The sequence below is a fragment of the Mycobacterium colombiense genome, from assembly GCF_001665835.1.
Taxonomy (GTDB): domain Bacteria; phylum Actinomycetota; class Actinomycetes; order Mycobacteriales; family Mycobacteriaceae; genus Mycobacterium; species Mycobacterium colombiense_A.
In genome coordinates, this window is the sequence record NZ_LZSX01000003.1 from 28,427 (window position 1) to 53,693 (window position 25,267).

Annotated in this window: 26 protein-coding genes; 16 read left to right on the forward strand and 10 right to left on the reverse strand. The window is 68.9% G+C overall.

Annotation, left to right across the window (positions count from 1 at the left end):
• Nucleotides 1-18: 18 nt before the first annotated feature.
• Entirely contained in the window at nucleotides 19-1,044 is a 1,026-nt protein-coding gene (locus tag A5760_RS00320; protein WP_231122502.1) for a DUF3152 domain-containing protein, read from the reverse strand.
• 197 nt (nucleotides 1,045-1,241) lie between these two features.
• Between A5760_RS00320 and A5760_RS00325 the strand changes: the two genes are divergently transcribed.
• Nucleotides 1,242-1,928, forward strand: a complete 687-nt coding sequence (locus A5760_RS00325) for a TetR/AcrR family transcriptional regulator (RefSeq protein WP_044484275.1) — start codon at nucleotides 1,242-1,244, stop codon at nucleotides 1,926-1,928.
• On the opposite strand, the gene A5760_RS00330 is transcribed toward A5760_RS00325, so the two are convergent.
• The gene (locus tag A5760_RS00330) at nucleotides 1,925-2,185 is read right to left on the reverse strand and encodes a DUF3107 domain-containing protein (RefSeq protein ID WP_155764149.1); all 261 of its coding nucleotides are present in this window, start codon (nucleotides 2,183-2,185) and stop codon (nucleotides 1,925-1,927) included. The genes A5760_RS00325 and A5760_RS00330 overlap by 4 nt on opposite strands.
• 220 nt (nucleotides 2,186-2,405) lie before the next feature.
• Here A5760_RS00330 and A5760_RS00335 point away from each other — a divergent pair, with 220 nt between their 5' ends.
• Nucleotides 2,406-3,122: an MmpS family transport accessory protein gene (locus A5760_RS00335; protein ID WP_064877097.1), complete on the forward strand. Its 717-nt coding sequence runs from the start codon at nucleotides 2,406-2,408 to the stop codon at nucleotides 3,120-3,122.
• Between the two features lie 83 nt (nucleotides 3,123-3,205).
• Here A5760_RS00335 and A5760_RS00340 read toward each other — a convergent pair whose 3' ends face one another.
• Entirely contained in the window at nucleotides 3,206-3,925 is a 720-nt protein-coding gene (locus tag A5760_RS00340) for a ferritin-like fold-containing protein (protein ID WP_064877098.1), read from the reverse strand.
• 279 nt (nucleotides 3,926-4,204) lie between these two features.
• On the opposite strand from A5760_RS00340, the gene A5760_RS00345 reads away from it, so the two are divergent.
• The gene (locus A5760_RS00345; RefSeq protein ID WP_064877099.1) at nucleotides 4,205-5,728 is read left to right on the forward strand and encodes a DEAD/DEAH box helicase; all 1,524 of its coding nucleotides are present in this window, start codon (nucleotides 4,205-4,207) and stop codon (nucleotides 5,726-5,728) included.
• Between the two features lie 16 nt (nucleotides 5,729-5,744).
• Complete coding sequence (locus tag A5760_RS00350) at nucleotides 5,745-6,971, forward strand: hypothetical protein (protein WP_064877100.1); 1,227 nt, start codon at nucleotides 5,745-5,747, stop codon at nucleotides 6,969-6,971.
• A 56-nt stretch (nucleotides 6,972-7,027) separates the two neighbouring features.
• Here the strand turns inward: A5760_RS00350 and A5760_RS00355 are convergent, their stop codons facing one another.
• A complete protein-coding gene (locus A5760_RS00355; protein ID WP_082279271.1) occupies nucleotides 7,028-7,828 on the reverse strand; it encodes a ParA family protein in 801 nt (266 codons plus the stop codon).
• A 132-nt stretch (nucleotides 7,829-7,960) separates the two neighbouring features.
• Here A5760_RS00355 and A5760_RS00360 point away from each other — a divergent pair, with 132 nt between their 5' ends.
• Genes A5760_RS00360 through A5760_RS00370 form a run of 3 tightly spaced genes read left to right on the forward strand, consistent with a single transcriptional unit; the run spans nucleotide 7,961 to nucleotide 10,124 of the window.
• Nucleotides 7,961-8,551 (forward strand): acid phosphatase, encoded by a 591-nt coding sequence (locus A5760_RS00360; protein WP_064877102.1) that lies wholly within the window; start codon nucleotides 7,961-7,963, stop codon nucleotides 8,549-8,551.
• The gene (locus A5760_RS00365; RefSeq protein WP_064877103.1) at nucleotides 8,548-9,645 is read left to right on the forward strand and encodes an isochorismate synthase; all 1,098 of its coding nucleotides are present in this window, start codon (nucleotides 8,548-8,550) and stop codon (nucleotides 9,643-9,645) included. The genes A5760_RS00360 and A5760_RS00365 overlap by 4 nt, the downstream gene beginning before the upstream one ends.
• Nucleotides 9,642-10,124: a GNAT family N-acetyltransferase gene (locus A5760_RS00370; RefSeq protein ID WP_064877104.1), complete on the forward strand. Its 483-nt coding sequence runs from the start codon at nucleotides 9,642-9,644 to the stop codon at nucleotides 10,122-10,124. The genes A5760_RS00365 and A5760_RS00370 overlap by 4 nt, the downstream gene beginning before the upstream one ends.
• Here the strand turns inward: A5760_RS00370 and A5760_RS00375 are convergent.
• The gene (locus A5760_RS00375) at nucleotides 10,076-10,507 is read right to left on the reverse strand and encodes a hypothetical protein (RefSeq protein WP_064877105.1); all 432 of its coding nucleotides are present in this window, start codon (nucleotides 10,505-10,507) and stop codon (nucleotides 10,076-10,078) included. The genes A5760_RS00370 and A5760_RS00375 overlap by 49 nt on opposite strands.
• 86 nt (nucleotides 10,508-10,593) lie before the next feature.
• On the opposite strand from A5760_RS00375, the gene A5760_RS00380 reads away from it, so the two are divergent.
• Together A5760_RS00380 and whiB1 are read left to right on the forward strand one after the other, a co-directional pair.
• Nucleotides 10,594-11,559 carry a diacylglycerol/lipid kinase family protein gene (locus A5760_RS00380; RefSeq protein WP_064877106.1) on the forward strand — a complete coding sequence of 322 codons (966 nt, stop codon included), beginning with the start codon at nucleotides 10,594-10,596 and terminating at the stop codon, nucleotides 11,557-11,559.
• 282 nt (nucleotides 11,560-11,841) lie between these two features.
• The gene (gene whiB1, locus A5760_RS00385; RefSeq protein ID WP_003874607.1) at nucleotides 11,842-12,096 is read left to right on the forward strand and encodes a transcriptional regulator WhiB1; all 255 of its coding nucleotides are present in this window, start codon (nucleotides 11,842-11,844) and stop codon (nucleotides 12,094-12,096) included.
• A gap of 77 nt (nucleotides 12,097-12,173) precedes the next feature.
• Here whiB1 and A5760_RS00390 read toward each other — a convergent pair whose 3' ends face one another.
• Nucleotides 12,174-13,673, reverse strand: a complete 1,500-nt coding sequence (locus A5760_RS00390; RefSeq protein ID WP_064877107.1) for a sensor histidine kinase — start codon at nucleotides 13,671-13,673, stop codon at nucleotides 12,174-12,176.
• Nucleotides 13,674-13,723: 50 nt separating this feature from the next.
• A complete protein-coding gene (locus A5760_RS00395) occupies nucleotides 13,724-13,939 on the reverse strand; it encodes a biotin/lipoyl-binding carrier protein (RefSeq protein ID WP_064877108.1) in 216 nt (71 codons plus the stop codon).
• Nucleotides 13,940-14,175: 236 nt separating this feature from the next.
• Here A5760_RS00395 and A5760_RS27715 point away from each other — a divergent pair, with 236 nt between their 5' ends.
• Nucleotides 14,176-14,250 carry a 50S ribosomal protein bL37 gene (locus A5760_RS27715; RefSeq protein WP_011728008.1) on the forward strand — a complete coding sequence of 25 codons (75 nt, stop codon included), beginning with the start codon at nucleotides 14,176-14,178 and terminating at the stop codon, nucleotides 14,248-14,250.
• A 6-nt stretch (nucleotides 14,251-14,256) separates the two neighbouring features.
• On the opposite strand, the gene rsrA is transcribed toward A5760_RS27715, so the two are convergent.
• Nucleotides 14,257-14,571: a mycothiol system anti-sigma-R factor gene (gene rsrA, locus A5760_RS00400; protein WP_064877109.1), complete on the reverse strand. Its 315-nt coding sequence runs from the start codon at nucleotides 14,569-14,571 to the stop codon at nucleotides 14,257-14,259.
• The gene (locus tag A5760_RS00405; RefSeq protein WP_064877171.1) at nucleotides 14,568-15,230 is read right to left on the reverse strand and encodes a sigma-70 family RNA polymerase sigma factor; all 663 of its coding nucleotides are present in this window, start codon (nucleotides 15,228-15,230) and stop codon (nucleotides 14,568-14,570) included. The genes rsrA and A5760_RS00405 overlap by 4 nt, the downstream gene beginning before the upstream one ends.
• Before the next feature lie 311 nt (nucleotides 15,231-15,541).
• Between A5760_RS00405 and A5760_RS00410 the strand changes: the two genes are divergently transcribed.
• From A5760_RS00410 to atzF, 6 genes are all read left to right on the forward strand, one after another.
• Nucleotides 15,542-16,402 carry an SDR family oxidoreductase gene (locus A5760_RS00410; protein ID WP_064877110.1) on the forward strand — a complete coding sequence of 287 codons (861 nt, stop codon included), beginning with the start codon at nucleotides 15,542-15,544 and terminating at the stop codon, nucleotides 16,400-16,402.
• A 12-nt stretch (nucleotides 16,403-16,414) separates the two neighbouring features.
• Nucleotides 16,415-16,903, forward strand: a complete 489-nt coding sequence (locus A5760_RS00415) for a YbaK/EbsC family protein (RefSeq protein ID WP_196771933.1) — start codon at nucleotides 16,415-16,417, stop codon at nucleotides 16,901-16,903.
• A gap of 287 nt (nucleotides 16,904-17,190) precedes the next feature.
• Entirely contained in the window at nucleotides 17,191-18,054 is an 864-nt protein-coding gene (locus A5760_RS00420; protein WP_419538203.1) for an urea amidolyase associated protein UAAP1, read from the forward strand.
• Nucleotides 18,051-18,707 carry an urea amidolyase associated protein UAAP2 gene (locus A5760_RS00425; RefSeq protein ID WP_064877113.1) on the forward strand — a complete coding sequence of 219 codons (657 nt, stop codon included), beginning with the start codon at nucleotides 18,051-18,053 and terminating at the stop codon, nucleotides 18,705-18,707. Before A5760_RS00420 ends, A5760_RS00425 begins: the two co-directional genes overlap by 4 nt.
• Complete coding sequence (uca, locus tag A5760_RS00430) at nucleotides 18,704-22,390, forward strand: urea carboxylase (protein WP_064877114.1); 3,687 nt, start codon at nucleotides 18,704-18,706, stop codon at nucleotides 22,388-22,390. Before A5760_RS00425 ends, uca begins: the two co-directional genes overlap by 4 nt.
• Nucleotides 22,387-24,165, forward strand: a complete 1,779-nt coding sequence (gene atzF / locus A5760_RS00435) for an allophanate hydrolase (protein WP_064877115.1) — start codon at nucleotides 22,387-22,389, stop codon at nucleotides 24,163-24,165. Before uca ends, atzF begins: the two co-directional genes overlap by 4 nt.
• Here the strand turns inward: atzF and A5760_RS00440 are convergent.
• Nucleotides 24,162-24,884 carry a TetR/AcrR family transcriptional regulator gene (locus A5760_RS00440; protein ID WP_231122504.1) on the reverse strand — a complete coding sequence of 241 codons (723 nt, stop codon included), beginning with the start codon at nucleotides 24,882-24,884 and terminating at the stop codon, nucleotides 24,162-24,164. The two genes, atzF and A5760_RS00440, sit on opposite strands and share 4 nt — an antisense overlap.
• Nucleotides 24,885-25,267: the final 383 nt, after the last annotated feature.

Here is a 25,267-nt window from a genome sequence, read left to right on the forward strand (position 1 = left end):
CAACGAGGCGGCGGTCCGTTAGGCGATCGGGTACGGCCAGGGATTGAACCGACAGGTCTTCCCGTCGGCCTTGACGACGTCGGGATCGAACTGGGCGGCGTCGTTGTTCGCGGTCGAGAACGTCTGCTGCATCATCACCGGCGCCAGGGCGCCCTGCTGCTCGCACGGCTCGTGATGCAGGTATCCGATGGCGTGGCCGACCTCGTGGTTGATCACGTACTGCCGGTAGGAGCCGATGTCGCCCTCGAACGGCACGGCTCCCCGTACCCAGCGCGCCTCGTTGAGGAAGACCCGCGCCTCGCGGTTGGCGCCGAACACCGGGTTGTAGCAAGAGGTCTCGAGCCGGAACTCGTAGCCGCACCCCTCGCGCACCGTCACCGGCGACACCAGCGAGATCCGAAAGTCGGGTTTGCCGTTGTCGATCCGGATGAACGCGAACTGCGGGTTGTGCGTCCAGCCCTTCGGATTGCCCAGCGTCTGCTCGACCATCTCGGCGAAGGCGTCGTCGCCGCCGAACATGGTCGGGTCGATGCCGTTCTCGACTTCGACGGTGTACCTGAACACCTTTGCGGTGCCCTGGCCGGTCTGCGGTGTGGCGCCCGGGACGACGTGCCAGGTCTTGTCGCCGGCTTCGGTGAACGGTCCGCCGTCGGGCAGGGTCCCGGCCGGCAGGTTGGCGTCGAACGCGGCAAGCCCGCGCGGCGGGGCGTCGATGATCGTGGTGCCCACCGTGCCGATCGCCGTCGGACTCTGGATGGGCTGGCTCGCCGTCGGCTTCGGCGCGCCGGTGCCGGTCACCGTCTGGTACATCACGACCGCGGTGAGCACCACCAGGACGGGCAGGGCGTACGCGCGCCACCCGTAGGTGGAGACGAACCGCCCCAGCCAGGTCTGTTTGCGCCATTGGCGCGGCCGCTCACGGTCGGCCCGGACCCGTCCGGCCTCCCTCGCCAGGGGGTCGCGCAGCGCCCGCAGGGGCTCGCGCCACTCGTCGCGCAGCACCGGCACGCGACCTGTGCTGCGCGGGGGCCGCGGGGACGTCATTTCCCCAGGATTACACAGCCCGGTACCCGCGCCGTCCGTGGCGCGCCCGAATCCACCGTCTGACACCGCTTCTGCCTGCGGCGACGACCGCGATGACGGTCGCAACGAGCGGGCGAGTAGTAAGGTCTTTTCCACGGGCTGCGAGCGGCTGACCCGGTTTACCGATGGCCGGCCGCCGATAATCAGATGAGGATTCGATGAGCGAACTCGCCAAGGTGCCGGCGCGCCGCGCCGTCAGATCGGCTGACCGCGGTCGGCCGGCGGACGGATCAGCGGTTTCCAACCGGCGGGGCAACCGGTTGCCCCGCGACGAGCGGCGCGGTCAATTGCTCATCGTGGCCAGCGACGTATTCGTCGACCGCGGCTACCACGCGGCCGGCATGGACGAGATCGCCGACCGCGCCGGGGTCAGCAAACCAGTGCTGTATCAACACTTTTCGAGCAAGCTCGAGCTGTACCTGGCGGTGCTGGCGCGGCACGTGGAGAACCTGGTCTCGGGTGTTCAGAATGCTTTGAGCACCACGACCGACAACCGGCGCCGGTTGCACTCCGCGGTGCAGGCGTTCTTCGATTTCATCGAGCACGACAGCCAGGGTTACCGGCTGATCTTCGAGAACGACTACGTCACCGAACCCGAGGTGGCCGCCCAGGTGCGCGTCGCCACCGAATCCTGCATCGACGCGGTCTTCGCTTTGATCAGCGAGGATTCCGGGCTGGACCCGCACCGGGCCCGGATGATCGCGGTCGGACTGGTCGGCATCAGCGTCGACTGCGCCAGGTACTGGCTGGACTCGGACCGCCCGATCTCCAAGGCGGACGCCGTCGACGGCACCGTCCAGTTCGCCTGGGGCGGACTGTCACACGTGCCGCTGACCCGCTCTTAGCGCCCCTTGCCGGCGTGCTTGCCGGATTCGGCGCTGATCCCGAAGCCCACCCGGCGCGCGTCGGCGACGCCGATCTCGACGTAGGCGATGTTGCTGGTGTGAATCAGGAAGCGGCGGCCCCGCTCGTCGCTCAGGCGCAGCAGGCCCGAACCGTCGCTCAGCGCGGCGCTGACCAGTTCTTCGACCTCAGCGGGCGTCTGGGTGCTGGCAAGGACCAGCTCGCGCGGACTATCCGTGATACCGATCTTGACCTCCACGGTCACCCCTTCCATGGGTCTTGCAGTCTTGCGCAGGTGTTTCCAGTCCCGGCCCTGTCAGCAGCAGGCTAGTTGACGCGGCTGACCCCCACCTCCCCGCGTCCCCCCACTTCGCGGTCAGCGAAACCGCGGTCGCAGCGCGGTAACGATTCGCTTGCAGGTTGTCTCACGCACCCGCGCGATACCCGATCCGTGTTTTCACATGGCTAACTTCGGCACCATGGGTACCACACTGCCGCACCTTGACGACAGGATCCGGGACTACCCCGACGACGACGTTGACGACGCCTGCGATACCGACCCCTACCTGAACGCCGACTACAACTGGACGGGCTGGCCGGCCGACTCGCGCTGGCGTCCCGCCACGGCGGTGGTGGGCGTGGTGGTTGCCCTGGGCGCCATCGCCACCGCCGTCATCATCAACAGCGGCGACAGCGCGTCGACGAAGGCCACGCTGGGTGCACCCGCTCCCCACCCGGTGACCTCGGCGCCCGCGACGACCAAGGCCTCGGTGCCGCCCAAGGCCGCCCCCGGCCCCTCCCAGCTGCCCGCCGAGACCTTCACCACGGTCACCACGCCCAGCGCCGCGCCCGTCGCACCGCCGGCGGCAGCCGCGCCCACCGTCGCGCCGCCACTCGCTGCGGCGCCGCCGACGGCCGCGCTGAATCCGCGCACCGTGCTCTACAGCGTGAACGGGACCAAGCAGCTGCTGGACCTGGTGAACATCGTCTACACCGACGCGCGGGGCGTGCCGCAGACCGAGTTCAACGTGTCGCTGCCGTGGTCGAAGCTCGTGGTGCTGAACCCCGGCGTGCAGACCGAATCGGTCGTCGCGACCAGCTTCTACGGCCAGCTCAGCTGCTCGATCTTCAACGCCGCCGGTCAGCGAGTCATCGCGTCGACCAACGCCTCGAACATGGCGACCTGCGCGCGCTGAGTCCATGGCCGTGACCCGCTGCGCCCGGCTGCGCCGCGCTTGCGATCACGGCGAGCAGTCCCATCGCCGTGACCCGCTGAGGCTCAGCTCAGGCCCAGTTCGTGCATGCGCCGGTCGTGCGTCTGCTGCATCCGGTCGAAGAACGCGTTGAGCTGGCCCAGCCCGCCGGCGCCCGACATCACCAGGTCGACCAGCTCGTCGTGGTCGGCCAGCAGGTACTGGGCCTGCGTGATCGCTTCGCCGAACAGGCGGCGTGACCACAGCGCCAGGCGGCTGCGCTGCTTGCCACTGGACGTCACCGCGGCGCGCACCTCGGCGACGACGAACTGCGAGTGCCCGGTTTCCGACAGCGCCGCGCGCACCACGTCGGCAACCTCGCCGGGCAGGCCGTGGGCGATCTCCAGGTACAGATCGGCCGCCAGGGCGTCGCCCACATAGGTCTTCACCAAGGCCTCCAGCCACGTGCTGGGCATCGTCAGCCGGTGATAATTCTCCAGCGCCGAGACGTACTTGGACATCGCCGACACCACATCGACACCGCGGTTTTCCAGCGCGTCGCGCAGCTGCTCGTAGTGCTGCATCTCGGCGGCGGCCATGCTGGCCATCGAGATCCGTCCGCGCAGGTCGGGGGCCATCCGCGCCTCGTCGGTGAGCCGGTAGAACGCGGCGATCTCGCCGTAGGCCAGGACCGCGAACAACTCGTTGACGCCCGGGTGATCGGCCGACAGCCGCGGGGCGGGTGAATCGTCGATTTGGTCGGCGGCGAGATCGGCTTCGGAGGGCTCGCAGGAGGGCCGGGTCATGGCAACACTGTAGTCGGCTGACGTAGCGCAAAATGGGAGCCAGCTGTCGACCAGCTATCATGTTGTTAGATGGCGGCTGTATCTATGCCGTAACTGTTTTTTCAAGCCGCTATCGGCGAAATGTGCGTGCACAGCTGGCCCGCCCTGACTGGGCTCTCCCAGACTGAGCCAGGGCCGGCGACTCGGCGACGTATTCGGAGTCGGAACTCGTGCGCGCGTGACCGCGACAGAGAAATACCGACACAAACCGAACGTCACCGAGAGGCTACCTACCCACGCATGACCACACTCACCAGCACAACTGAACTGACCTTTGCGCAACTCGGCGTCCGCGACGAAATCGTGCGCGCGCTCGCCGAAAAAGGGATCGAAAGCCCTTTTGCCATCCAGGAACTGACCCTGCCGATGGCGCTCGCCGGCGACGATCTGATCGGCCAGGCCCGCACCGGGATGGGCAAGACCTTCGCCTTCGGCGTGCCGCTGCTGCAGCGCATCACGTCCGGCACCGCCGCCCGGCCGCTGAACGGAACACCGCGGGCGCTGATCGTGGTGCCCACCCGCGAGCTGTGCCTGCAGGTCACCGATGACCTGACGCTGGCCGCCAAGCACCTGATCGCCGATGGCCACCGGCGACTGTCGGTGGTGCCCATCTACGGCGGGCGCCCCTACGAGCCGCAGATCGAGGCGCTGCGCGCCGGCGCCGATGTCGTGGTCGGCACGCCAGGACGGCTGCTCGACCTGAGCCAACAGAACCACCTGCAACTGGGCGGGCTGTCGGTGCTGGTGCTCGACGAAGCCGACGAGATGCTCGACCTGGGCTTTTTGCCCGACATCGAGCGCATCCTGCGCCAGATCCCGACCGACCGGCAATCCATGCTGTTCTCGGCCACCATGCCGGACCCGATCATCACGCTGGCCCGCACCTTCATGAACCAGCCCACCCACATCCGGGCGGAGGCGCCCCACTCGGCGGCCACCCACGACACCACCGTCCAGTACGTCTACCGGGCCCACGCCCTGGACAAGGTGGAGCTGGTCAGCCGGGTGCTGCAGGCCGAGGGCCGCGGCGCGACGATGATCTTCACCCGCACCAAGCGCACCGCCCAGAAGGTGGCCGACGAGCTGGCCGAGCGCGGTTTCGCGGTGGGCGCGGTCCACGGCGACCTGGGCCAGGCGGCGCGCGAGAAGGCGCTCAAGGCCTTCCGGACCGGCGAGATCGACGTGCTGGTCGCCACCGACGTCGCCGCCCGCGGCATCGACATCGATGACATCACCCACGTCATCAACTACCAGATCCCCGAGGACGAGCAGGCCTACGTGCACCGCATCGGCCGGACCGGCCGCGCCGGTAAGACCGGTATCGCGGTCACCCTGGTGGACTGGGACGAGCTACCCCGCTGGTCACTGATCGACAAGGCGCTCGGTCTGGACTGCCCCGAGCCCGCGGAGACCTACTCCAATTCTCCGCATCTCCACGCCGAGCTCGGCATCCCCGCCGAGGTCGCCGGCACGGTGGGCGCGGCCCGCAAGCCGCAAGGCCAGCGCCGCAGCAGCGACCGCGACGGCAAGAAGCCGGAGCAGAAGTCGGAGAGGCCCGCCCGCCGCTCCGGCACCCGGCGGCGCACGCGGGGCGGCCAGCCCGTCACCGCGCACCCGTCGGGCAACGGCGCCGCAAGCGCCAACGGCGAGGCCGCCGCGGAAACCCCGGCCGGCTCACCCCCGGGCAACGCCGGCTCCACCCGGCGCCGCCGCCGGCGTCGCAAGCCCGCCGAGGGGCAGGCCGCCGCCACGCAGAGCAACTAACGGCCCGCGCCGCCGCATGGTCAGACCCGAGCGCCGCACCAAGGGCGACATGCTCGCCGCGGCGGCCATCGCGGTCGTCGTCGCCTCGGTCGCGGCGCTGATCTGGTGGAGCAGCGACGCCCGGGCCACCAGCAGCCGGCCCGCGGCCGTGCCCGCACCCAACCCGGCACCGGCCAAGCAGGTGCCGGCCGGACTGAAGCAGCTGTGGAGCGCCGCCAGTTCGGCCACCACCGCCCCGGTGGTCGCCGGCGGCGAGGTCGTCACCGCGGCGGGCCGCCGGATCGACGGGCGCGATCCCGACACCGGCCAATCCCGCTGGAGCTACGCCCGCGACACCGACCTGTGCGGGGTCACCTGGCTGTACCGCTACGCCGTCGGGGTCTACCGCGACGACCGCGGCTGCGGGCAGGTGAGCACCCTGGACGGCTCCACCGGTCGCCGGGGGCCCGCCCGCAGCGGCTACGCCGATCCGCGGGTGCGGCTCTCCTCCGACGGCATGACGGTGTTGTCGGTCGGCGACACCCGGCTGGAGCTGTGGCGTTCGGACATGGTCCGGATGCTGGCCTACGGCGAGACCGATGCCCGGGTGAAGCCGTCGACGCGCGGACTGCACTCCGGATGCAAGCTGATCTCGGCCGCGGCCAGCTCGCAGGCGGTGTCGGTGCTGGAGAGCTGCGCGAACCAGGCCGACCTGCGGCTGGTGCTGCTGCGTCCGGGCAAAGACGACGACGAACCCCAGCAACACATCGTGGCCGAACCGGGGATCGCGCCGGATTCGGGCGCCCGGGTGCTGACCGTCGCGGAGAACACCACCGCTGTGTACCTGCCGGCGCCGCAGCCCCGGGTCGACGTCATCGACCAAACCGGGGCGACGGTGTCGAGCACCCCGCTGCCCAAGCCGCCGTCACGCTCGGCGGTGGTCTCCCATCCGGGAAGCCAGATCACCTGGTGGACGGGCGATTCGCTGATGGTCTTCGATGCGAACACGCTGGCGCTGCGCTACACCATCGCCGCGGGCGACCGGACGGCGCCGTTGGGGCCCGGGGTGATGATGGCGGGCCGGCTGCTGGTGCCGGTCACCAGCGCGATCGGGGTCTACGACCCGCTCAGCGGCGCCAACGAACGCTACATTCCGGTGGACCGCTCGACGAGCGCCCCGCCCGCCGGCAAACCGGTGTTCCCCGCCGTGATCGGGTCGCACGTCCTCGAGCAGCGCGGCGACGCCTTGGTCGCGCTGGGTTAGCTACACCTGATGGTGGCGACCCGCTGCGCCCGACTCCGCCGCGCTTGCGATCGCCACTAGACCTCGACGGCGAACGTCGGCAGCGGCTTGCCGCTCTTCCAGTGCTTGAGCAGCGCCGCCGCCAGATCGCCGTAGGCCGCCGCGCCCTTGTTCTTGCGACCGGCCATCACCGACGAGCCCGAGGCGCTGGCCTCGGCGAATCGCACGGTGCGCGGGATCGGCGGAGCCAGCACCGACAGGTTGTACCGGTCGGCGACGTCGAGCAGGACGTCGCGGGTGTGGGTAGTCCGCGAGTCGTACAGCGTCGGCAGGGCGCCGAGCATGCGCAGCTCGGGGTTGGTGATCTGCTGGACATCGGCGACCGTGCGCAGGAACTGGCCGACCCCGCGATGCGCGAGCGTCTCGCACTGCAGCGGCACGATGACCTCGTCCGCCGCCGTCAGCCCGTTGAGGGTGAGCACGCCCAGCGACGGGGGGCAGTCGATGATCACCACGTCGAACTGGTCGCCGAGCTTGGCCAGGGCGCGCTTGAGCGCGTATTCGCGCCCGGCCCGCATCAGCAGCATCGCCTCCGCGCCGGCCAGGTCAATGTTGGCCGGCAGCAGCGTCATTCCCTCGGCCGTCTCGACCAGGGCAGCGTTGGGCTCGACCTCGCCGAGCAGCACCTCGTGCACGGACACGGGTAGCTTGTCCGGATCCTGGCCCAGCGAGAAGGTCAGGCAGCCCTGCGGGTCGAGGTCGACCAGCAGCACCCGTTTTTTCTCGTCCACCAACGCCGCCCCCAGCGACGCGACCGTGGTCGTCTTGGCGACACCGCCCTTTTGGTTGGCCACCGCCAATACCCGTGTCTTACTCACCGGCGCCGCCACCTCATCGCTGCCTCCCCACTGCATCGTCGCGTGCGGTTTACAGTGCCATCCTGGCATGTTCGCCCGCCGTGCGCTTCGGCCTGAGCAACCGCCGCGAGTCTTCCGGCAGAATCAGTCGATATGGGCTTGCACAATCACCGGCTGGTGCTGCTGCGCCACGGCGAGACCGAGTGGTCGAAATCGGGCCAGCACACCGGCCGCACCGAGGTCGAGCTGACCGAGGCCGGCCGAACGCAGGCCAAGCTGGCCGGCGGGGTGCTCGGGGAACTCAAACTCGTTGACCCGCTGGTGATCAGCAGCCCGCGGCGGCGTTCCCTGACCACCGCGGAGCTGGCCGGGCTGCCCGTGGACGAGGTGTCCGAGCTGCTGGCGGAGTGGGATTACGGCTCCTATGAGGGCCTGACCACCGCGCAGATCCGGGAGACGGTGCCCGATTGGCTGGTGTGGACGCACGGCTGCCCGGGCGGTGAGACTGTCGCCCAGGTCAGTGGGCGCGCGGACGCGGCCGTCGCGATGGCGCTGCAGCACATGGAGTCGCGCGACGTGGTCTTCGTCAGCCACGGCCACTTCTCCCGCGCGGTGATCACGCGCTGGGTCGAGCTGCCGCTGGTCGACGGCAGCCGGTTCGGCATGATCACCGCGTCGATCGCGGTCTGCGGGTTCGAGCACGGGGTGCGGCAGCTGGTCGCGCTCGGATTGACCGGTCAGTGAGCGGCGAACCGCCGTTCGCGCTGTGCGGGCCGACCGGAACCCTGATTGCCGACGGCGTGCGGCGGCGCTACGACGACGTGGGCGCCGCGCAGGCGGCATTGCGGTCCGGGGAGGCGCCGATTGTGTTGGGCGCGTTGCCTTTTGATATCACCAGGCCAGCCGCGTTGCTGACGCCGGAGGCGGTGAACGCCACGGATGGGCCGCCGGACTGGCCGGCCGACGGGCTGCCGCCGGTGCGGGTGGCCGAAGCCGTGCCGCCGCCGGCGGACTACCGGGACCGGATCCGCCGGGCGTGCGAGCAGCTCGCCGCGGCCGATAACCCGCTGGACAAGGTGGTGCTGGCCCGCGCGCTGCGGCTGGTCGCCGACGCCCCCCTGGATGCGCGCGTGATCCTGCGCCGGCTCATTGCCGCGGACCCGGCGGCCTACGGCTATCTCGTCGACCTGACCGCCGCCGGCGACGAGTACGCGGGTACGGCGCTGGTGGGCGCCAGCCCCGAACTTCTGGTGGCGCGCAGCGGCGACCGCGTGGAGTGCCGGCCGTTCGCCGGCTCGGCCCCGCGCGCCGCCGACCCGCAGACCGACGCCGCCAACGGCGCCGCCTTGGCCGCCTCGGCCAAGAACCGGCACGAGCACCAGCTGGTCATCGAGACCATCAGGGCCGCCCTGGAACCGCTCTGCGACGACCTGTCCATCGCCGCCGAACCGCAGCTGAGCAGCACCGCGACCGTCTGGCATCTGTGCACGCCGATCACCGGGCGCCTGCGTGACATATCAAGCACCGCAATGGATTTGGCGCTGGCGCTGCATCCCACCCCGGCGGTCGGCGGGGTACCGACCAAGGCCGCGATGGGACTGATCACCGAACTGGAAGGCGACCGCGGGTTCTACGCCGGGGCGGTGGGCTGGTGCGACGCCCGCGGCGACGGCCGCTGGGTGGTGTCGCTGCGCTGCGCCCAGTTGTCGGCCGACCGGCGCGGCGCGCTGGCGCGGGCCGGCGGCGGCATCGTCGCCGAGTCCGACCCCGACGAGGAAGTCGCCGAAACCACAACGAAATTCGGCACGATCCTCAACGCCCTGGGAGTGGAGCAATGAGCCGGCACATCCGTCGCGCCGCGCCGGAAGACGCCGCGGCGATCACCGAAATGATCTACGCGCTGGCCGAATTCGAGCACGCCGCCGATCAGTGCACGGTGACCGAAACGGAAATCTCGGCAGCGCTTTTCGGTGCCGTGCCGACGGTGTACGGGCACGTCGCCGAGGTGGACGGAGAGATCGCGGCGATGGCACTGTGGTTCGTCAACTTCTCCACCTGGGACGGCGTGGCGGGCATCTATCTGGAAGACCTGTTCGTGTGTCCGGAGTTCCGCCGGCGCGGGCTGGCCCGGGCGCTGCTGGCCGAGCTGGCATCCGAATGCCTGCAGCGGGGCTACACCCGGCTGTCCTGGGCGGTGCTGAACTGGAACGCCGACGCCATCACGCTCTACGACCGCATCGGCGGTGAGCCGCAGAACGAATGGACGACCTACCGGCTGTCCGGCGCGCCGCTGGCGGGACTGGCGGAATCGCCCTGATCGCCTGCGGCCCAGCGCACCGCGGCGGGACTGAACAGCAATCCGAGCACGATCAGCGCTACCGCACCCGCCGGAATCCCGAAGCCCGGCTGGTGTGATCCGACCGCGAGGTACCAGGCCACCGGCAGCAACAGCAGCTGGGTGATGACGGCCAGCCCGCGGCCCCAGCGCTTGCCGAGGATCAGCGCGCGGCCCGCGGCGATCACCCCGGCGCCGACCAGGACGAACCAGCCCGCCGTCGCCAGGCCGTTGACCACCTGCTGGTCGGCCCCGGCGATCCCCCGCACCACCAACACCACTGCCACGATCAGCGCCACAATCCCCTGCACCACAACGATCTGGCCGGCGCGGCGAACGGCGGTCGGGACGGCTGGCGGTGTCACAGCGTCAGCGTAGTCAGGGCGGCCGCCCGCCCCCCGGCGGTTCCCCCACAGCGCGGGCTTAGGCGGCCCGCATAAGCTCGTGCCTCATGCGGGCCGTGCTGATCGTCAACCCCACAGCCACTTCCACCACCCCGGCCGGTCGCGACCTGCTGGCCCACGCGCTCAAAAGCCGCCTGCACCTCACTGTCGAACACACCAACCACCGCGGCCATGGCACCGAGCTCGCGGAGAAGGCCGTCGCCGACGGTATCGATCTGGTGGTGGTGCACGGCGGCGACGGCACGGTGAGCGGGGTGGTCAATGGCCTGCTCGGCCGGCCGGGACCGCTGCCGAGCGGTCCGGTTCCGGCGGTGGCCGTGGTGCCCGGCGGTTCGGCGAACGTGCTGGCGCGGTCCCTGGGCATCTCCGCGGATCCGGTCGCGGCCACCAACCAGCTCATCCAGTTGCTCGACGACTACCAACGGCGCCGCAGCTGGCGGCGGATCGGGCTGATCGACTGCGGCGAGCGCTGGGCCGTGTTCAACACCGGCATGGGCGTTGACGCGGAGGTGGTGGCCGCGGTCGAGGCCGAACGCGACAAGGGCGGCAAAGTTTCGGCGTGGCGCTACATCCGCGCGTCGGTGCCCGCCGTCTGGGCCTACACCCGCCGCGAGCCGATGCTGACACTCGAACTGCCCGGCCGCGAACCCGTTACCGGGGTCAGCTTCGCGTTCGTGTCGAACTCCAGCCCATGGACGTTCGCCAACGAGCGGCCGGTTTGGACCAACCCCGGCTGCAGCTTCGAGTCGGGCCTCGGGGTGTTCGCGCCCACCACCATGAAGACGATCCCCACCCTGCGAATCGTGCGGCAGATGTTCGCCAAACGGCCCACATTCAACTTCAAGCACCTCATCACCGAGGACGACCTGCCCTGCCTGCGAATTACCTCCACCGGAGGCGCCGTCGCCTGCCAGTTCGACGGCGACTACCTCGGCGTGCGCGAAACTATGACGTTCCGGGCGGTCCCGGATGCGCTGGCCGTGGTCGCTCCCCCTCAGCAGAAATGGCGCTGACCTGCGGCAATGATGCGCGGCGGGGCGCGTGCCGGGAAAACATTTCGGGAGGAGCCCGTGCAGTGTAGTACAACGGAGTAAGGGCTTGGCTACGAGACGATCAAAGTGAGATAGCCCACGAGCGAACTCACACTATTGACATCTGTTGAGCCTGTGAAACGATCAAAAGGTTGCATGCAGAGTTTGACGTAGGAGTGCGGACTCCTTTTCTCCTGCACGCATTAAACAGCCGAAGAAAATGGCCGTGCGCCTTGCTGCGCACTTAGTGAGGAGTAAAGACGTATGGATTGGCGCCACAAGGCGGTCTGTCGTGACGAAGACCCGGAGCTGTTCTTCCCGGTAGGGAACAGCGGCCCGGCTCTCGCGCAGATCGCTGACGCGAAACTGGTCTGCAATCGGTGCCCGGTGACCACAGAGTGCCTCGGTTGGGCCCTGAACACGGGCCAGGACTCGGGCGTCTGGGGCGGCATGAGCGAAGACGAGCGGCGTGCACTGAAGCGTCGCAACGCCCGGACGAAGGCCCGCAGCGGGGTATAACCCACATAACGCAGACAGTGCGGCCTCGACGAAAGTCGGGGTCGCACTTTTGCGCGCGGATTCAGCACGACGGGCGCCTACAACAGCAATCGGGTTCGCCGGCCGATCGGTACCCGTAGCACGACGTCGGTGCCGGTGACCGGCGCCTGACGCATGCCCAGGGTGCCGTCCAGCTCGGCCGACACCAGGGTCCGCACGATCTGCAGACCGAGGCTGTCCGAGGTCTCCAGGCTGAATCCTTCCGGCAGCCCGCGACCGTCGTCGTGCACCACCACGTCGAGCCAGCGCGCGGAGCGCTCGGCGCGAATCGTCACCGAACCTTCGGCGACCGCCGGGTCAAAGGCGTGTTCGATCGCGTTCTGCACCAGTTCGGTGATGACCATGATGAGCGCGGTGGCCCGGTCGGAGTCCAGCACACCAAGGTCGCCGACCCGGTTGATGCGGATCGGCCGGTCCACCGACGCCACGTCGTTCATGATCGGCAGGATCCGGTCGATCACCTCGTCGAGGTTGACCTGCTCGTCCACCGACATCGACAGCGCGTCGTGCACCAGCGCGATCGACGACACCCGGCGTACGGACTCGATCAGGGCCTCCCGCCCCTCCGCGTTGACGGTCCGGCGGGCCTGCAGGCGCAACAGCGCCGCCACGGTTTGCAGGTTGTTCTTCACCCGGTGGTGGATCTCCCGGATGGTGGCGTCCTTGGATATCAGGGCCCGGTCACGGCGCTTGACCTCGGTGACGTCGCGGATCAGCACCGCCGCACCAGCGCTGACGCCGTCGACCATCAGCGGCAGCGTGCGCAGCAGCACGGTGGCTCCCCCGGCATCGACCTCCATGCGCATGCTGCGCCCGCCGGCGATAAGGTCGCGCACGTGCTCGGCCACTTCCTGCGCCTCGAACGGGTCGGAGATCAGCGGGCGGGTGACCTCGATCAGGTTGTGCCCCTCCAGCTCGGTGGTCAGGCCCATCCGGTGGTAGGCCGACAGCGCATTGGGACTGGCGTAGTCGACGACGCCGTGCACGTCGAGGCGGATGAAGCCATCGCCGGCGCGCGGGGTCGAGCGCGACATGACCACGTCGCCCACGTCGGGAAAGGTCCCCTCGGCGAGCATGTGGACCAGATCGGTGGCGCAGTCCCGGTAGGCGATCTCCAGCTGACCGGACGCACGGTCGGCGGCCAACGCGGTCTGATGATGGGTGAGCACCGCCACCACCTGGCCGCCGTAGCGCACCGGAGACGCCTCGACGTGCGTGCCGGGCAACCACGAATCTTCAGGTCCCGCAACGTTATTGCGCTTGGCGGTGCCCGACGCGAACGTCTCGGCGACGAGCTCCAGCCGGTCGGATCCGACGGCGGTGCCGACCGCGTCGGTCTGCAGCGCCGTGGGCGCTGTGTTGGGCCGGCACTGCGCCACACAGACCAGCACGCCGTCGTCGCGCCGAACCCACATCAGGTAGTCGGCGAACGACAGGTCCGCCAGCAGCTGCCACTCCCCGACCACCGCGTGCAGGTGGTCCACCGCGTTGCCCGGCAGCATGGTGTGTTCGGCGAGCAGATCACCGAGAGTTGACATCGCTTACTCCCCGGGTCGTTCCCCGGCGGCTGATCGAGACGGCCCGACGGCTAGCTGATCACCGCGATGAGGTCGCCCGCCTGAATGACGTCGCCCACCGACACGCTGACCTTGCTGACGGTGCCGCCGATTTCGGCCAGGACGGGGATCTCCATCTTCATCGACTCCAGCAGCACCACGATGTCGCCTTTGCCGATCTGGTCACCCTCGTTCACTACGACTTCGAGCACGCTGGCCACGATCTCGGCACGCACATCCTCCGCCATCTTCACCCCACTCGTCTCGGCCTTCGCGCAGGCTGGCTGCTGGTCATCACGGTTCTATCAGGCCCATCAGGCTCGGATACATCGAACCACAGGACCACTCGGGGCCGCGGCCCACGTGCCCCGAGTGGTCCGGACGAGGGCGAAGACACTGCATAGGACGTCTCGTGAGAGAATGGCCGTCAAGCCGACGGGCGCCGGGCGCCTCGTTCGACAAGCAATCACGGAGGTTTTACATCATGGCCAAACGAGGCCGTAAGAAGCGCGACCGCAAGCACAGCAAGGCCAACCACGGCAAGCGCCCCAACGCCTGACGGACGCTACTGCGTGCCCCGGATGATCGTGGTGCGCCGGATCTCGAGCCGTAGCCGCTCGCGCAACCCCTCGGGGGCCTTCTCGCCCCTGCATTTGGTGGCGATCAACGCCTTGATCCGCTCTTCGAGCCCGTAGTGCTTGAAGCAGCCGGGGCACGCCTCGAGGTGCTGGCGCAGCTGCTCGCGGGTGTCCGGGCCGCATTCGCCGTCGAGCAGCAGCCATACCTGGCGGATGACCTCCGCGCAGCCGACGCTGCCGTGGGACTCGTCGTTGGGGCAGGCGTCGGGCGAGGCACCGCTCTGGCCGGAGAGCTCGCTCATGACGACACCTCCTCGTGCGTCTGCTGACCGCGGTTGAAGCCGCGCTCCTTGGCAACGTCGGCCAACAGGCCGCGTAGCTGCCGTCGGCCGCGGTGCAGCCGTGACATTACCGTTCCGATCGGCGTATCCATGATCTCGGCGATTTCCTTGTACGGGAAGCCTTCGACGTCGGCGTAATAGACCGCCATCCGGAATTCCTCCGGCAACGCCGCCAGCGCCTCTTTGATCTCCGAGTCCGGCAGCGCCTCCAGGGCCTCCACCTCGGCCGATCGCAGCCCGGTGGACGAATGCTCGGCGTTGGCGGCCAGCTGCCAGTCGGTGATCTCCTCGGTCGGATACTCCGCGGGTTGGCGCTGCTTCTTGCGGTAGCTGTTGATGTAGGTGTTCGTCAGGATCCGGTACAGCCACGCCTTGAGGTTGGTGCCGGCCCGAAACGAACGGAATCCCGCGTAGGCCTTCACCATGGTCTCTTGCAGCAGGTCCTCGGCGTCGGCGGGATTGCGCGTCATGCGCAGCGCGCCGCCGTAGAGCTGGTCCAGCATGGGAATCGCGTCGCGTTCGAATCGCGCCGTTAATTCCGCGTCCGTCTCTTCGTGCGCTGCGGGCTCGGGAATCTCGGGCCCTGTCGCGCCTTCGCGGCCATCTTCGGAGTCGGCCATGTCGATCAACCCGGTCCCTTCTGCGGCGGTATTACCGGAGAGCATCGAAAGCGCCACCGGACTCGCAAGGAAGCCAGCCAACCGCTCCTCGCCTAACAGGCTCGTCGCCGTTGACACCACGCTGCTCCTCCCAATCTAAAGGCTGACCCCGACACCGTCCGTCCGGGTCCACTCCACCGCATGTGAGACCGATTGGATCAACACCGTGGGTGACGGCGCTATTTCCGCAGCGCGATTCGGCCGGATGCCGGCCCCGGCCGGCCGATCGGGCCCCGATCCGGCCGATTCGGGCGTGGCGTTAGTGTGACGCCATGTCCCATGCCAAGTCTCTCCAAGGCAAGACCATGTTCATCTCCGGCGCCAGCCGCGGTATCGGCCTGGCGATCGCCAAGCGTGCCGCGCAGGACGGCGCGAACGTCGCGCTGATCGCCAAGACCGCCGAACCGCACCCGAAGCTGCCGGGCACGGTGTTCACGGCGGCCAAAGAGCTCGAGGAGGCGGGTGGTCAGGCCCTGCCGATCGTCGGGGACGTCCGCGACCCGGATTCGGTGGAGGCGGCCGTGGCCAAGACCGTCGAGCAGTTCGGGGGCATCGACATCTGCGTCAACAACGCGTCGGCGATCAACCTGGGATCCATTTCCGAGGTGCCGATGAAGCGGTTCGACCTGATGAACGGCATTCAGGTGCGCGGCACGTACGCGGTGTCCCAGGCGTGTCTGCCGCACATGAAGGGCCGGGAGAATCCCCACGTCCTGACGCTGTCCCCGCCGGTGCTGCTGGGCCAGGAGTGGCTGAAGCCGACGGCGTACATGATGGCCAAGTTCGGTATGACGTTGTGCGCGTTGGGCATTGCGCAGGAGATGCGCGAGGAGGGCATCGCATCCAACACGTTGTGGCCGCGCACGCTGGTGGCCACCGCGGCGGTGCAGAACCTGCTCGGCGGTGAGGAGGCGATGGGACGCGCCCGCAAGCCCGAGATCTACTCCGACGCCGCCTACGTAGTTCTCAACAAGCCGTCCAAGGAGTTCACCGGCAACATGCTGCTGTGCGAGGACGTGCTGGTGGACTCCGGCGTCACCGACCTGTCGACCTACGACTGCATTCCCGGCTCGAAGCTGGGCGTCGACTTCTGGGTGGACGGCGTCAACCCGCCGGGGTACACGGGTCCCTAACCGCGCTAAGGCATTACGGTGGCCGCCACACCGGGCATTGCGGCGTTGGTGAAAGCCGGTGTGCCGCACGACGTCCTGACCTTCGATCACGACCGGCGGGAGCAATCGTTCGGCGCGGAGGCGGTCACGGCGCTCACCGAGGCCGCCGGAATCGAACCCGGGCAGATCTACAAGACGCTGATCATCGCGGTGCCCGGCGGATTGGCGGTCGCCATCGTGCCGGCCACCGCGCGGCTCTCGCTGAAGGCGGCCGCCGCGGCGCTGGGCGTTGCCAAGGCGTCCATGGCCGACGCCCCGGTCGCCGAGCGGGCGACCGGCTACGTCGTCGGTGCGGTGTCGCCGTTCGGTCAGCGCAGGAAGCTGCCGACGGTCGTCGATTCCGGTGCGCTGAAGTGGGAGCGGGTGTTCTGCAGCGCCGGCCGTCGAGGTTGGGAGGTCGCGGTGGCGCCGCGGGATCTGATCCGCCTCACCGGCGCGATCACCGCGGATCTGCGCGCTTAGGCTCGGTGTCCGGAATCGAGCTGTTGACCCGAGCCCGGACCGACGGCGCTGCAGGGCGACGTTTCATCCGCGGCAGGCGAACACAGCACCGCCGTCGACAAATACGTGATCATCTGTCCGCTCGGACGGGACGCGACGCGCCATGGTTCTCGCCCACTCTCGGGCCGATGGCGGAGTGGCGGCCGTCGAGGCCGGCCGGGTTACCGAGGCGCGACGAGGACAGCTTGCGCGTTGAATCTGTCGTTTGATAGAAATTGGCCCTACTGAGTTATTGAATGGGGGTTCTCGTGACCGCTGAAGCGACCAGCTCAGATACCGCCACCACGGCGGGAGCCCGGGCCCACGCACGAGCCCAACACGGGCGATCTGCGCAGTACATGCGGCACGTGCCCGCGGCCAGCAGCCCGACCGCTCCCGATGACGTGCCCGCCGAGCGTCTGGTCTGGTCGGAGACCGTGGCGCCGGGCGGATACACGACCGCCGCTTTGGCTCGCGGCACACGCGTCCGATTGTCCGATCCGGACGGCAATGCCTGCGCGAGTCTGTTGCTGCACCGCGCCGGCGCCACCCATGAACGGCTCAACATCGCTGACACGGTCAAGGTGCCCTGGCAGGCCTATGTCACCACCGGGCACCCGTTATTGAGCGGTTTCGGCCGGGTGCTGGCGACGGTCGTCGCCGACACCTCCGGGGCCCACGACGCCCTCACCGGCACCACCACGCTGGCGGGGAACGTGGAGAAGTATGGGGCGGGCACGCCCGAGTCGCCATCCCCGGCCGGACGCCAACTTCTTGCGCTGGGGGCACTCAAGCACGATCTCGGCCAACGCGACCTGCCACCCTCACTCTCCTTCTTCCAGGGAGTTCGCGTGAAGTCCGACGGCACTTTCCAGTGGCAGGGGTCCAAAGGCCCGGGTACTCACATCGACCTCCTGTTGCATATCGACTGCATCGTTCTTCTCGCCAACACAGCCCACCCGCTGGATCCCCGGCCCGAATTCACATGCTCTCCCTTTCGAATTCACGCCTGGCCCGCCGCGGGCGAACTTGACCTGCTGGCCGCCGGCGAACTGGTCGGACCGCTGGGTCCCGAACACCGCCAAGCCATCGCGAATACCAACGCCGACCTCGCAGCCCGAGGAGTCCTGTGACTACCGCCGCCACCTCCGCCCTAGTTCCCGGGGCCGTGATCCTCGACCAGACCGTCGCCGCACGCGCATCGTGGTCCTCAGTGGTCGCCGCCGGAGACGTATTGACCGTCGTCGACCTCTACGGCAACCAGGCCGTCGACTGTCTGCTCTACTCGGCGGCGGACACCTCGGTCCGCTACTCCGCGCCAGAGACCATCAGGCGGCAGGGCCGTATCACCCTGACCACCGGGTCAGTGCTGCGCGCCGACACCGGGATCGCGTTGATGACCGTCGTCGACGACGAGGTCGGCGCGCACGACACGCTGGGCGGAGCCTGCTCCAAGGAATCCAATACGTTGCGCTACGGCCCGCACACCTGGGCCCAGCACGGATGCAAAGAGAATTTCCTGATCGAAGGTGCCCGTCATGGCCTCGGCGCGCGGGACCTGTCGAGCAACATCAACTGGTTCATGAACGTGCCCGTCGACCCCGACGGCGCGTTGGGGATCGTCGATGGTCTGTCCGCGCCGGGCAAGCGAATCGCGCTCCGCGCCGACGTAGACACGCTGGTCCTGGTGTCGAACTGTCCGCAGATCAACAACCCGTGCAACGGGTTCGACCCCACCCCGGTCCAGATGATCGTGACCCGGCCGGCCCAGGCGGGCGGCGCATGAACCCGCTCGACACGGTCCTGGTCGCCAATCGCGGGGAGATAGCCGTTCGGCTGCTGCGGTCTGCGCAGCAGCTCGGCCTCCGCACGGTCGCGGTGTTCTCCGATGCCGACCGCGGGGCGCCCCACGTCCGGCTGGCCGACGAAGCGGTACGCCTGGGCCCGGCCGCGCCGAGCGAAAGCTATCTGAGGGTCGACGCGGTCCTGGAGGCGGCAGCGGCGACCGGCGCCGGCATGATCCATCCGGGTTACGGATTCCTTTCCGAGAACGCCGAATTCGCCACTGCTGTCGAACAAGCCGGCATCGCATTCGTCGGCCCGACCCCGCATCAGCTGCGCGTGTTCGGCAGCAAGCACACGGCGCGCGAGGCCGCAATCGCTGCCGGCGTGCCCGTGTCCCCCGGCTCCGCTTTGCTGGACAGCGCCGCGGCCGCGATCGGTGCGGCTGAGGACATCGGCTATCCGGTGATGCTCAAGGCCACCGGCGGTGGCGGCGGGATCGGCATGCAGGTCTGCCGGGACGCTCAGGAGCTGCGCTCCGCGTTCGATCGCGTGGCTCGGCTGGCCGAGCGCAGCTTCGGCTCGGCGGGTGTCTTCGTCGAACGGTTCATCGACCACGCGCGCCACCTCGAGGTGCAGATCTTCGGCGACGGCACCGGTCGGGTGCTGTCGCTCGGCGACCGCGACTGCTCACTGCAGCGCCGTAACCAAAAGGTGATCGAGGAGGCGCCCGCACCGGCACTTCCGGACGGGTTACGCGAGCGCCTGCACTCGTCGTCGCGCGCCTTGGCCGCGTCCGTGGGTTACCGGTCGGCGGGCACCGTCGAATTCGTCTACGACCCCAAACGACACCAGGCGTCGTTCCTCGAGGTAAACGCGCGCCTGCAGGTCGAACACCCGGTAACCGAAGCGATCACCGGAATCGATCTGGCCGCCTGGATGTTTCGGCTGGCGTGCGGCGATCGGGACATGGTGGCCGAGCGCCTGGCGCCGGGCGCCAACACTGGCGCGGTGCCCGTTGCGGGCAATGCGGTGGAGGTGCGCGTATACGCCGAGGATCCCACGCGGGACTACCGACCGAGCACGGGAACGCTGACCGCCGTGACGTTCCCCGACCGGCTCGACGACGGATCCAGTGTGCGCGTCGACACTTGGGTTCAAGACGGCACCGAGATCTCGGCGTCCTACGATCCGCTGCTCGCCAAGGTCATCACCGAAGGGCCGAGCCGGGACGTGGCATTCGACCGACTGAGCCTCGCGCTGGACGCCACGGTCATACACGGCATCGAGGTCAATATCGGCGCCGCGCGCGCCGCACTGAATTACCCCGACGTGCGCGAGGCGCGCCACAGCACCGCCACATTGGCCGACATCAAGGATCCCCGCCCTCGGATCACCGTCGAACGCCCCGGCATGCTGACCACGGTTCAGGACCTGCCCGGCAGGGTGGGTAAATGGGATGTCGGCGTACCGCCGAGCGGACCGATGGACGACCTGTCGTTCCGGCTCGGCAACCGCGCGCTCGGCAATGCCGACGGGGCTCCCGGGCTCGAGTGCACCTCGTCGGGTCCGGCGCTGCACGTGACCCATCCGACCACGGTCTGCGTCACCGGGGCCGAGTGCCCGGTCACGGTCAACGGGGTGGCCGTTCCGATGTGGGAGCCGGTCGAGATCCCGGCGGACGGCCTGCTCGACGTCGGCGCCGCCGAGACGACAGGACTGCGCACCTACGTGCTCGTCGCCGGCGGGCTCGACGTGCCGGCCTATCTGGGCAGCGCGTCGACTTTCACGCTGGGCCGATTCGGCGGCCACGGCGGACGACAGCTGGTGGTCGGTGATGTCTTGCGCGCCAACGCCTCTGGCGCTCCCGCGTCCACCGCGCCGGTACCGGCCGAGGAACGGCCCACGATGCGGTCGGATTGGGAACTCGCCGTCACCGAGGGACCACACGGCGCGCCCGAGTTCTTCACTCAGGCCGACATCGACACCTTGTTCAGCGCGCGCTACCGCGTGCACTTCAACTCCGCCCGCACCGGGGTGCGGCTGGAAGGCCCGAAGCCGCAGTGGGCGCGGTCCGACGGCGGAGAGGCGGGACTGCACCCGTCCAATATCCACGACAATGCGTATTCGGTTGGCTCGCTTGACTTTACGGGCGACACCCCGATCCTGCTGGGTCCGGATGGCCCGAGCCTGGGCGGCTTCGTGTGTCCCGTCACCGTCACCTCGGCCGAACGGTGGAAACTGGGTCAGCTACGGCCGGGCGATACCGTGCGTTTCGTGCCGGTGCGCGCCGCCGATGTGCCGTCGCGCAACGAACTGGGCGTCGCTCGTCGGGCGGCATGGTCGGTCCCGCGGACCGGTGGCGACGGCGACCACGGCGTGCTTGCCCGCCGCATTGGTGACGGTGTTCCGTTGGTCACCTACCGCCGCAGCGGCGACGACAATGTCCTGGTCGAGTACGGCGACATCGTCTTGGATCTCGCGCTGCGCGTGCGCGTCCACGCCCTGCACCAACGGCTCGCGGAGGAACTGCGCGAAGGCCGTGTATCCGGGATCGTGGATCTGACACCAGGGATTCGCTCGCTGCAGGTGCATGTCGACCCCGACGTGCTGTCGATCGACCGGCTGCTGGGGCTGCTCAACGAAATCGAGGACGCCTTGCCCGCGACCGCGGACGTGGTGGTGCCCAGCAGGTCGGTGAGACTGCCCCTCAGCTGGGACGACCCGGCCACTCGCGAAGCCATCGCGCGCTACATGTCGGGCGTGCGCGATGACGCGCCGTGGTGCCCGTCCAACATCGAATTCATCAGGCGGGTCAACGGTTTGGCGTCGCAGGACGAGGTCAGGGACATTGTGTTCGCGGCCGAGTACCTGACCCTGGGGCTCGGCGACGTCTACCTCGGCGCGCCCGTGGCGACGCCGTTGGATCCCCGCCACCGGCTGGTCACCACCAAGTACAACCCGGCGCGCACGTGGACCGCGGAGAACTCCGTCGGCATCGGTGGGGCGTACCTGTGCATCTACGGCATGGAGGGCCCCGGCGGCTACCAGTTCGTCGGACGGACCACGCAGGTGTGGAGCCGCTACACCCACACGGCACCATTCGAGCCCGAAACACCTTGGCTGCTAAGGTTTTTCGACCGTATCAGCTGGTATCCGGTATCCGGCGAGGAACTGCTCGACCTACGCGCCGACCTCGCCGCGGGCCGCGGCTCGGTGGATATCACCCCTGGCACGTTCTCGCTTGCCGACCACGAACGGTTCCTGGCCGACAACGCCGCCTCGATCGCCGACTTCCGGGCCACCCAGAGCGCGGCGTTCGCGGCAGAACGCGCGGCATGGGCGGCCGCGGGAGAGTTCGACCGCGCGGAGCGGGCCGAATCCAGGGCTGTCGCGGTGACGGCCGACCTGGTGCTCGACGACGGCGAACAGCGGGTGGACGCCCCGTTTGCGTCCAGCGTGTGGAAGGTCGACGTCGAAGTCGGCGAGCACGTAGTGGCGGGCCAGCCGCTGCTCGCGCTCGAGGCCATGAAGATGGAGACCGTGATCGCGGCCCCCTCCGACGGCGTCGTCACCCGGCTGCTGGTCGAGGCGGGCAACCAGGTCGAACCCGGCACGCCGTTGGCGGTGGTACAGACCCAGTCCCCGCCGTCCGCAGACCTCGACCTCGCCGAGGCCTCTGCGTGAGCGCCGTCGAACGCGTGCGTGCCGCGTACGCGGCAATCGAAGCGGTCGACCGCCCGGAGATCTGGATCTTCTTGCGGCCCATGGCCGATGCGCTGGCCGAAGCCGCCGCCGTCGACGCCCAGGTCGCTGCGGGCGCGGATTTGCAGCTGGCCGGCCTCGTCGCCGCGGTGAAGAACAACATCGATGTCGCGGGTCTGCCGACCACGGCGGCGTGTCCCGGCTACGCGACGGCGCCCGCGTCCGCCGATGCCACCGTCGTCGCGCGGTTGCGGGCGGCGGGTGCCGTCGTACTCGGTGCGACCAACCTCGACCAGTTCGCAACCGGCCTGGTCGGAACTCGCAGCCCCTACGGCGCGGTGCGCGACGCCCGCCGCCCCGGCTACATCTCGGGCGGGTCCAGTTCCGGGTCAGCCGTCGCGGTCGCGCTCGGCCTCGTCGACATCGGTGTGGGCACCGACACCGCGGGGTCGGGCCGCGTGCCGGCCGCGCTACAGGGTGTCGTCGGCATCAAGCCAACTGTCGGCGTGGTTCCGACGGACGGCGTCGTCCCGGCATGCCGCTCCTACGACTGCGTAACGGTGTTCGCGCGCGACATCGACACGGCCGACGCCGCGATGGGGGTGATGGCTGGAGGTGCGCGCCCGTTCCCACCGGACGCGCCGCTGGCCGCGCCCCCGAACCCGACTGTGGCGATCCCACGCGACCTGCCCGGGCTGTCCAAGCCATGGCAGTTCGCGTTCCGCGACGCGCGTGATCGTCTTGCCGCGACCGGCGTCCGACTACAAGAGATCGACCTCGGCCCGTTCCTCGACGCCGCGCGTCTGCTCTACGACGGCGGCCTGGTCGCCGAACGGCACGAGGCCGTCGGGACGTTCGTCGACGCCCACCCTGCCGAGGTCGACCCGACGGTGGGACAAATCGTGTCGGCCGCGGGTCAGGTGTTGGCAACCCGTCTGCTCGCCGACCGCGTGCGGGTGGCCGAGCTCACCGCGATCGCACTAGGGGCGCTGGGAGATTGCGATGCGCTGCTGATCCCGACCACCACCGGGCACCCCACGATCGCGGACGTCGCAGCCGACCCAGTCGGCGCCAACTCGGCGCTGGGCACCTACACCAACTTCTGCAACCTCATGGACCTGTGCGCGGTCGCGGTGCCCTCCGGGACCGCGGACGGCTCGCAGTTCGGCGTCACCGTGGTCGCGCGAATGGGAGCCGACGCCGTCGCGCTGGACCTGGCCCGCGCGGTCACCGCGCCCACACCGGGCGTGGCCAGGCCGGGCGCGGTTTCTCTCGGGGTTTCGCCGGACGGTGCTCCGCCCGCACCATGGCCGACTCGGACCGGACTGGCAGCGACCCCGCTTTTTGTCGTGGGCGCACACCTGCGGGGCCAGCCGCTCGCGCATCAGCTCACCGACCGTGGCGCCCGATGGACGGGACGCGCTATGACCGCACCGCTGTACCGGCTCGCGCGTCTGAACACTTCGCCGCCCAAGCCTGGACTGGCCAAGGTCGGCGCCGGCACCGGCGTAGCAATCCGAGGTGAACTGTGGCTGGTGGGCACCGCGATGCTGGGCGACTTTTTGCCGAGCCTGCCCGCACCCATGACGTTGGGCGCAGTCACCCTGTCCGACGGGACCGAGGTGGTCGGATTCGGCTGCGCCCTCGATGCCTGGCAGGCAGGAGAGGACATCTCCGGTCACGGAGACTGGCCGAGCTATTTGTGGTCGCTGGAACAGCCGGCTACCGAACCCGTTGTCGGCGTTGTACCGGGCTAAGGAGTCACCAAATGGTCAGCTTCGTAACGCTGCAGCTCAGCGTGGCTGCGCATGCGTAACGTCGGGATGGCGCTGTCCGGAATCCCGACCACTCGCAGGCAGGCATCCGCGACGTGGGCCGGTAGGTCGGACCGCTCCGGGCCCGGGGGCGTCGACCACACGCTCACCAGCGACTCCACCAGCCGAAACGGCAGGTCGGCCGCCGCCGGGTGGATACCGGTGTCGGCAACGATGGCCCGGCCATCTGCCAGGTATTGCTGCCGCAGCCGCTCCCGGTCGGACCAAAACGGCTCGACACCGGCACCGCGGGACTCTGGCATGAGGTACAGGGCGCCGAGATTCCACCGACTCGACAGCAGTTGTCTGCCGTCGAACATCGCCAGAGCATGCAAGTGCTCACCGGCGGTCAGGGCAGGCTCGGCGCTGAGCAGATGCGCGACGAACGACAACGTCGGGTTGACCGTCTGGCTCAACAGCGCGCGCAGGATTTCGTCCTTGGTCTTGAAATAGTGATAAAGCGAAGCCTGCCGTATTCCGACCGCGTCCGCGATGGCGCGCGTCGAGGTACCCGCGTAGCCCGTGGTTGTGAACAATTCGCCGGCAGCATCGAGGATTTCATCGCGCGCCGTGATCCCGTGGCGCCGCTTATCGCTGAGCCGGGGGCGCCCGGCCCGAGTCACAGCCGCGTACCCGTCATGGACCATGATGGCGGGAACCATCGCACCTTATGTTCCTGTCTAACGGCGGGGCTAAAGACTATCCCATCAACGATTGCGTACCGGGCCAACCGGTGCGTCGGCGCCGACCGATTGAGCCGGCAAGCTTCCGCAATCGGTGACGACGGTTCGGCCCCGAGACAGAGCCGGGTATGTCTGTCGAGCGGCACTGTTCAGGCGGAACCAAAATCACCGCGCCGGCAGAGGATTGTATGCGCGAGGTATGACTGAGCCAAAATCCTTCCAGCTATTTGAAACGTTCCCTTGAGGGTTAAGCCGAGGGTTGCTGCACAGGAACTGTGCAAATAGCTACGCTATTTTCGGTGCTCTGAGATATAGCCGATATTGGGGGCCTTGCGCCGTATCAAAGGCGTCCCGATAGATGG

What these genes read in the sequence shown, in the direction of transcription:
- A5760_RS00320 (WP_231122502.1), bottom strand. Translation starts at nt 1,044, where the DNA reads ATGACGTCCCCGCGGCCCCCGCGCAGCACAGGTCGCGTGCCGGTGCTG.
- A5760_RS00325 (WP_044484275.1), top strand. Translation starts at nt 1,242, where the DNA reads ATGAGCGAACTCGCCAAGGTGCCGGCGCGCCGCGCCGTCAGATCGGCT.
- A5760_RS00335 (WP_064877097.1), top strand. Translation starts at nt 2,406, where the DNA reads ATGGGTACCACACTGCCGCACCTTGACGACAGGATCCGGGACTACCCC.
- A5760_RS00340 (WP_064877098.1), bottom strand. Translation starts at nt 3,925, where the DNA reads ATGACCCGGCCCTCCTGCGAGCCCTCCGAAGCCGATCTCGCCGCCGAC.
- A5760_RS00345 (WP_064877099.1), top strand. Translation starts at nt 4,205, where the DNA reads ATGACCACACTCACCAGCACAACTGAACTGACCTTTGCGCAACTCGGC.
- A5760_RS00350 (WP_064877100.1), top strand. Translation starts at nt 5,745, where the DNA reads ATGGTCAGACCCGAGCGCCGCACCAAGGGCGACATGCTCGCCGCGGCG.
- A5760_RS00360 (WP_064877102.1), top strand. Translation starts at nt 7,961, where the DNA reads ATGGGCTTGCACAATCACCGGCTGGTGCTGCTGCGCCACGGCGAGACC.
- A5760_RS00370 (WP_064877104.1), top strand. Translation starts at nt 9,642, where the DNA reads ATGAGCCGGCACATCCGTCGCGCCGCGCCGGAAGACGCCGCGGCGATC.
- A5760_RS00380 (WP_064877106.1), top strand. Translation starts at nt 10,594, where the DNA reads ATGCGGGCCGTGCTGATCGTCAACCCCACAGCCACTTCCACCACCCCG.
- whiB1 (WP_003874607.1), top strand. Translation starts at nt 11,842, where the DNA reads ATGGATTGGCGCCACAAGGCGGTCTGTCGTGACGAAGACCCGGAGCTG.
- A5760_RS00390 (WP_064877107.1), bottom strand. Translation starts at nt 13,673, where the DNA reads ATGTCAACTCTCGGTGATCTGCTCGCCGAACACACCATGCTGCCGGGC.
- A5760_RS00395 (WP_064877108.1), bottom strand. Translation starts at nt 13,939, where the DNA reads ATGGCGGAGGATGTGCGTGCCGAGATCGTGGCCAGCGTGCTCGAAGTC.
- rsrA (WP_064877109.1), bottom strand. Translation starts at nt 14,571, where the DNA reads ATGAGCGAGCTCTCCGGCCAGAGCGGTGCCTCGCCCGACGCCTGCCCC.
- A5760_RS00405 (WP_064877171.1), bottom strand. Translation starts at nt 15,230, where the DNA reads ATGGCCGACTCCGAAGATGGCCGCGAAGGCGCGACAGGGCCCGAGATT.
- A5760_RS00410 (WP_064877110.1), top strand. Translation starts at nt 15,542, where the DNA reads ATGTCCCATGCCAAGTCTCTCCAAGGCAAGACCATGTTCATCTCCGGC.
- uca (WP_064877114.1), top strand. Translation starts at nt 18,704, where the DNA reads ATGAACCCGCTCGACACGGTCCTGGTCGCCAATCGCGGGGAGATAGCC.
- A5760_RS00440 (WP_231122504.1), bottom strand. Translation starts at nt 24,884, where the DNA reads ATGGTTCCCGCCATCATGGTCCATGACGGGTACGCGGCTGTGACTCGG.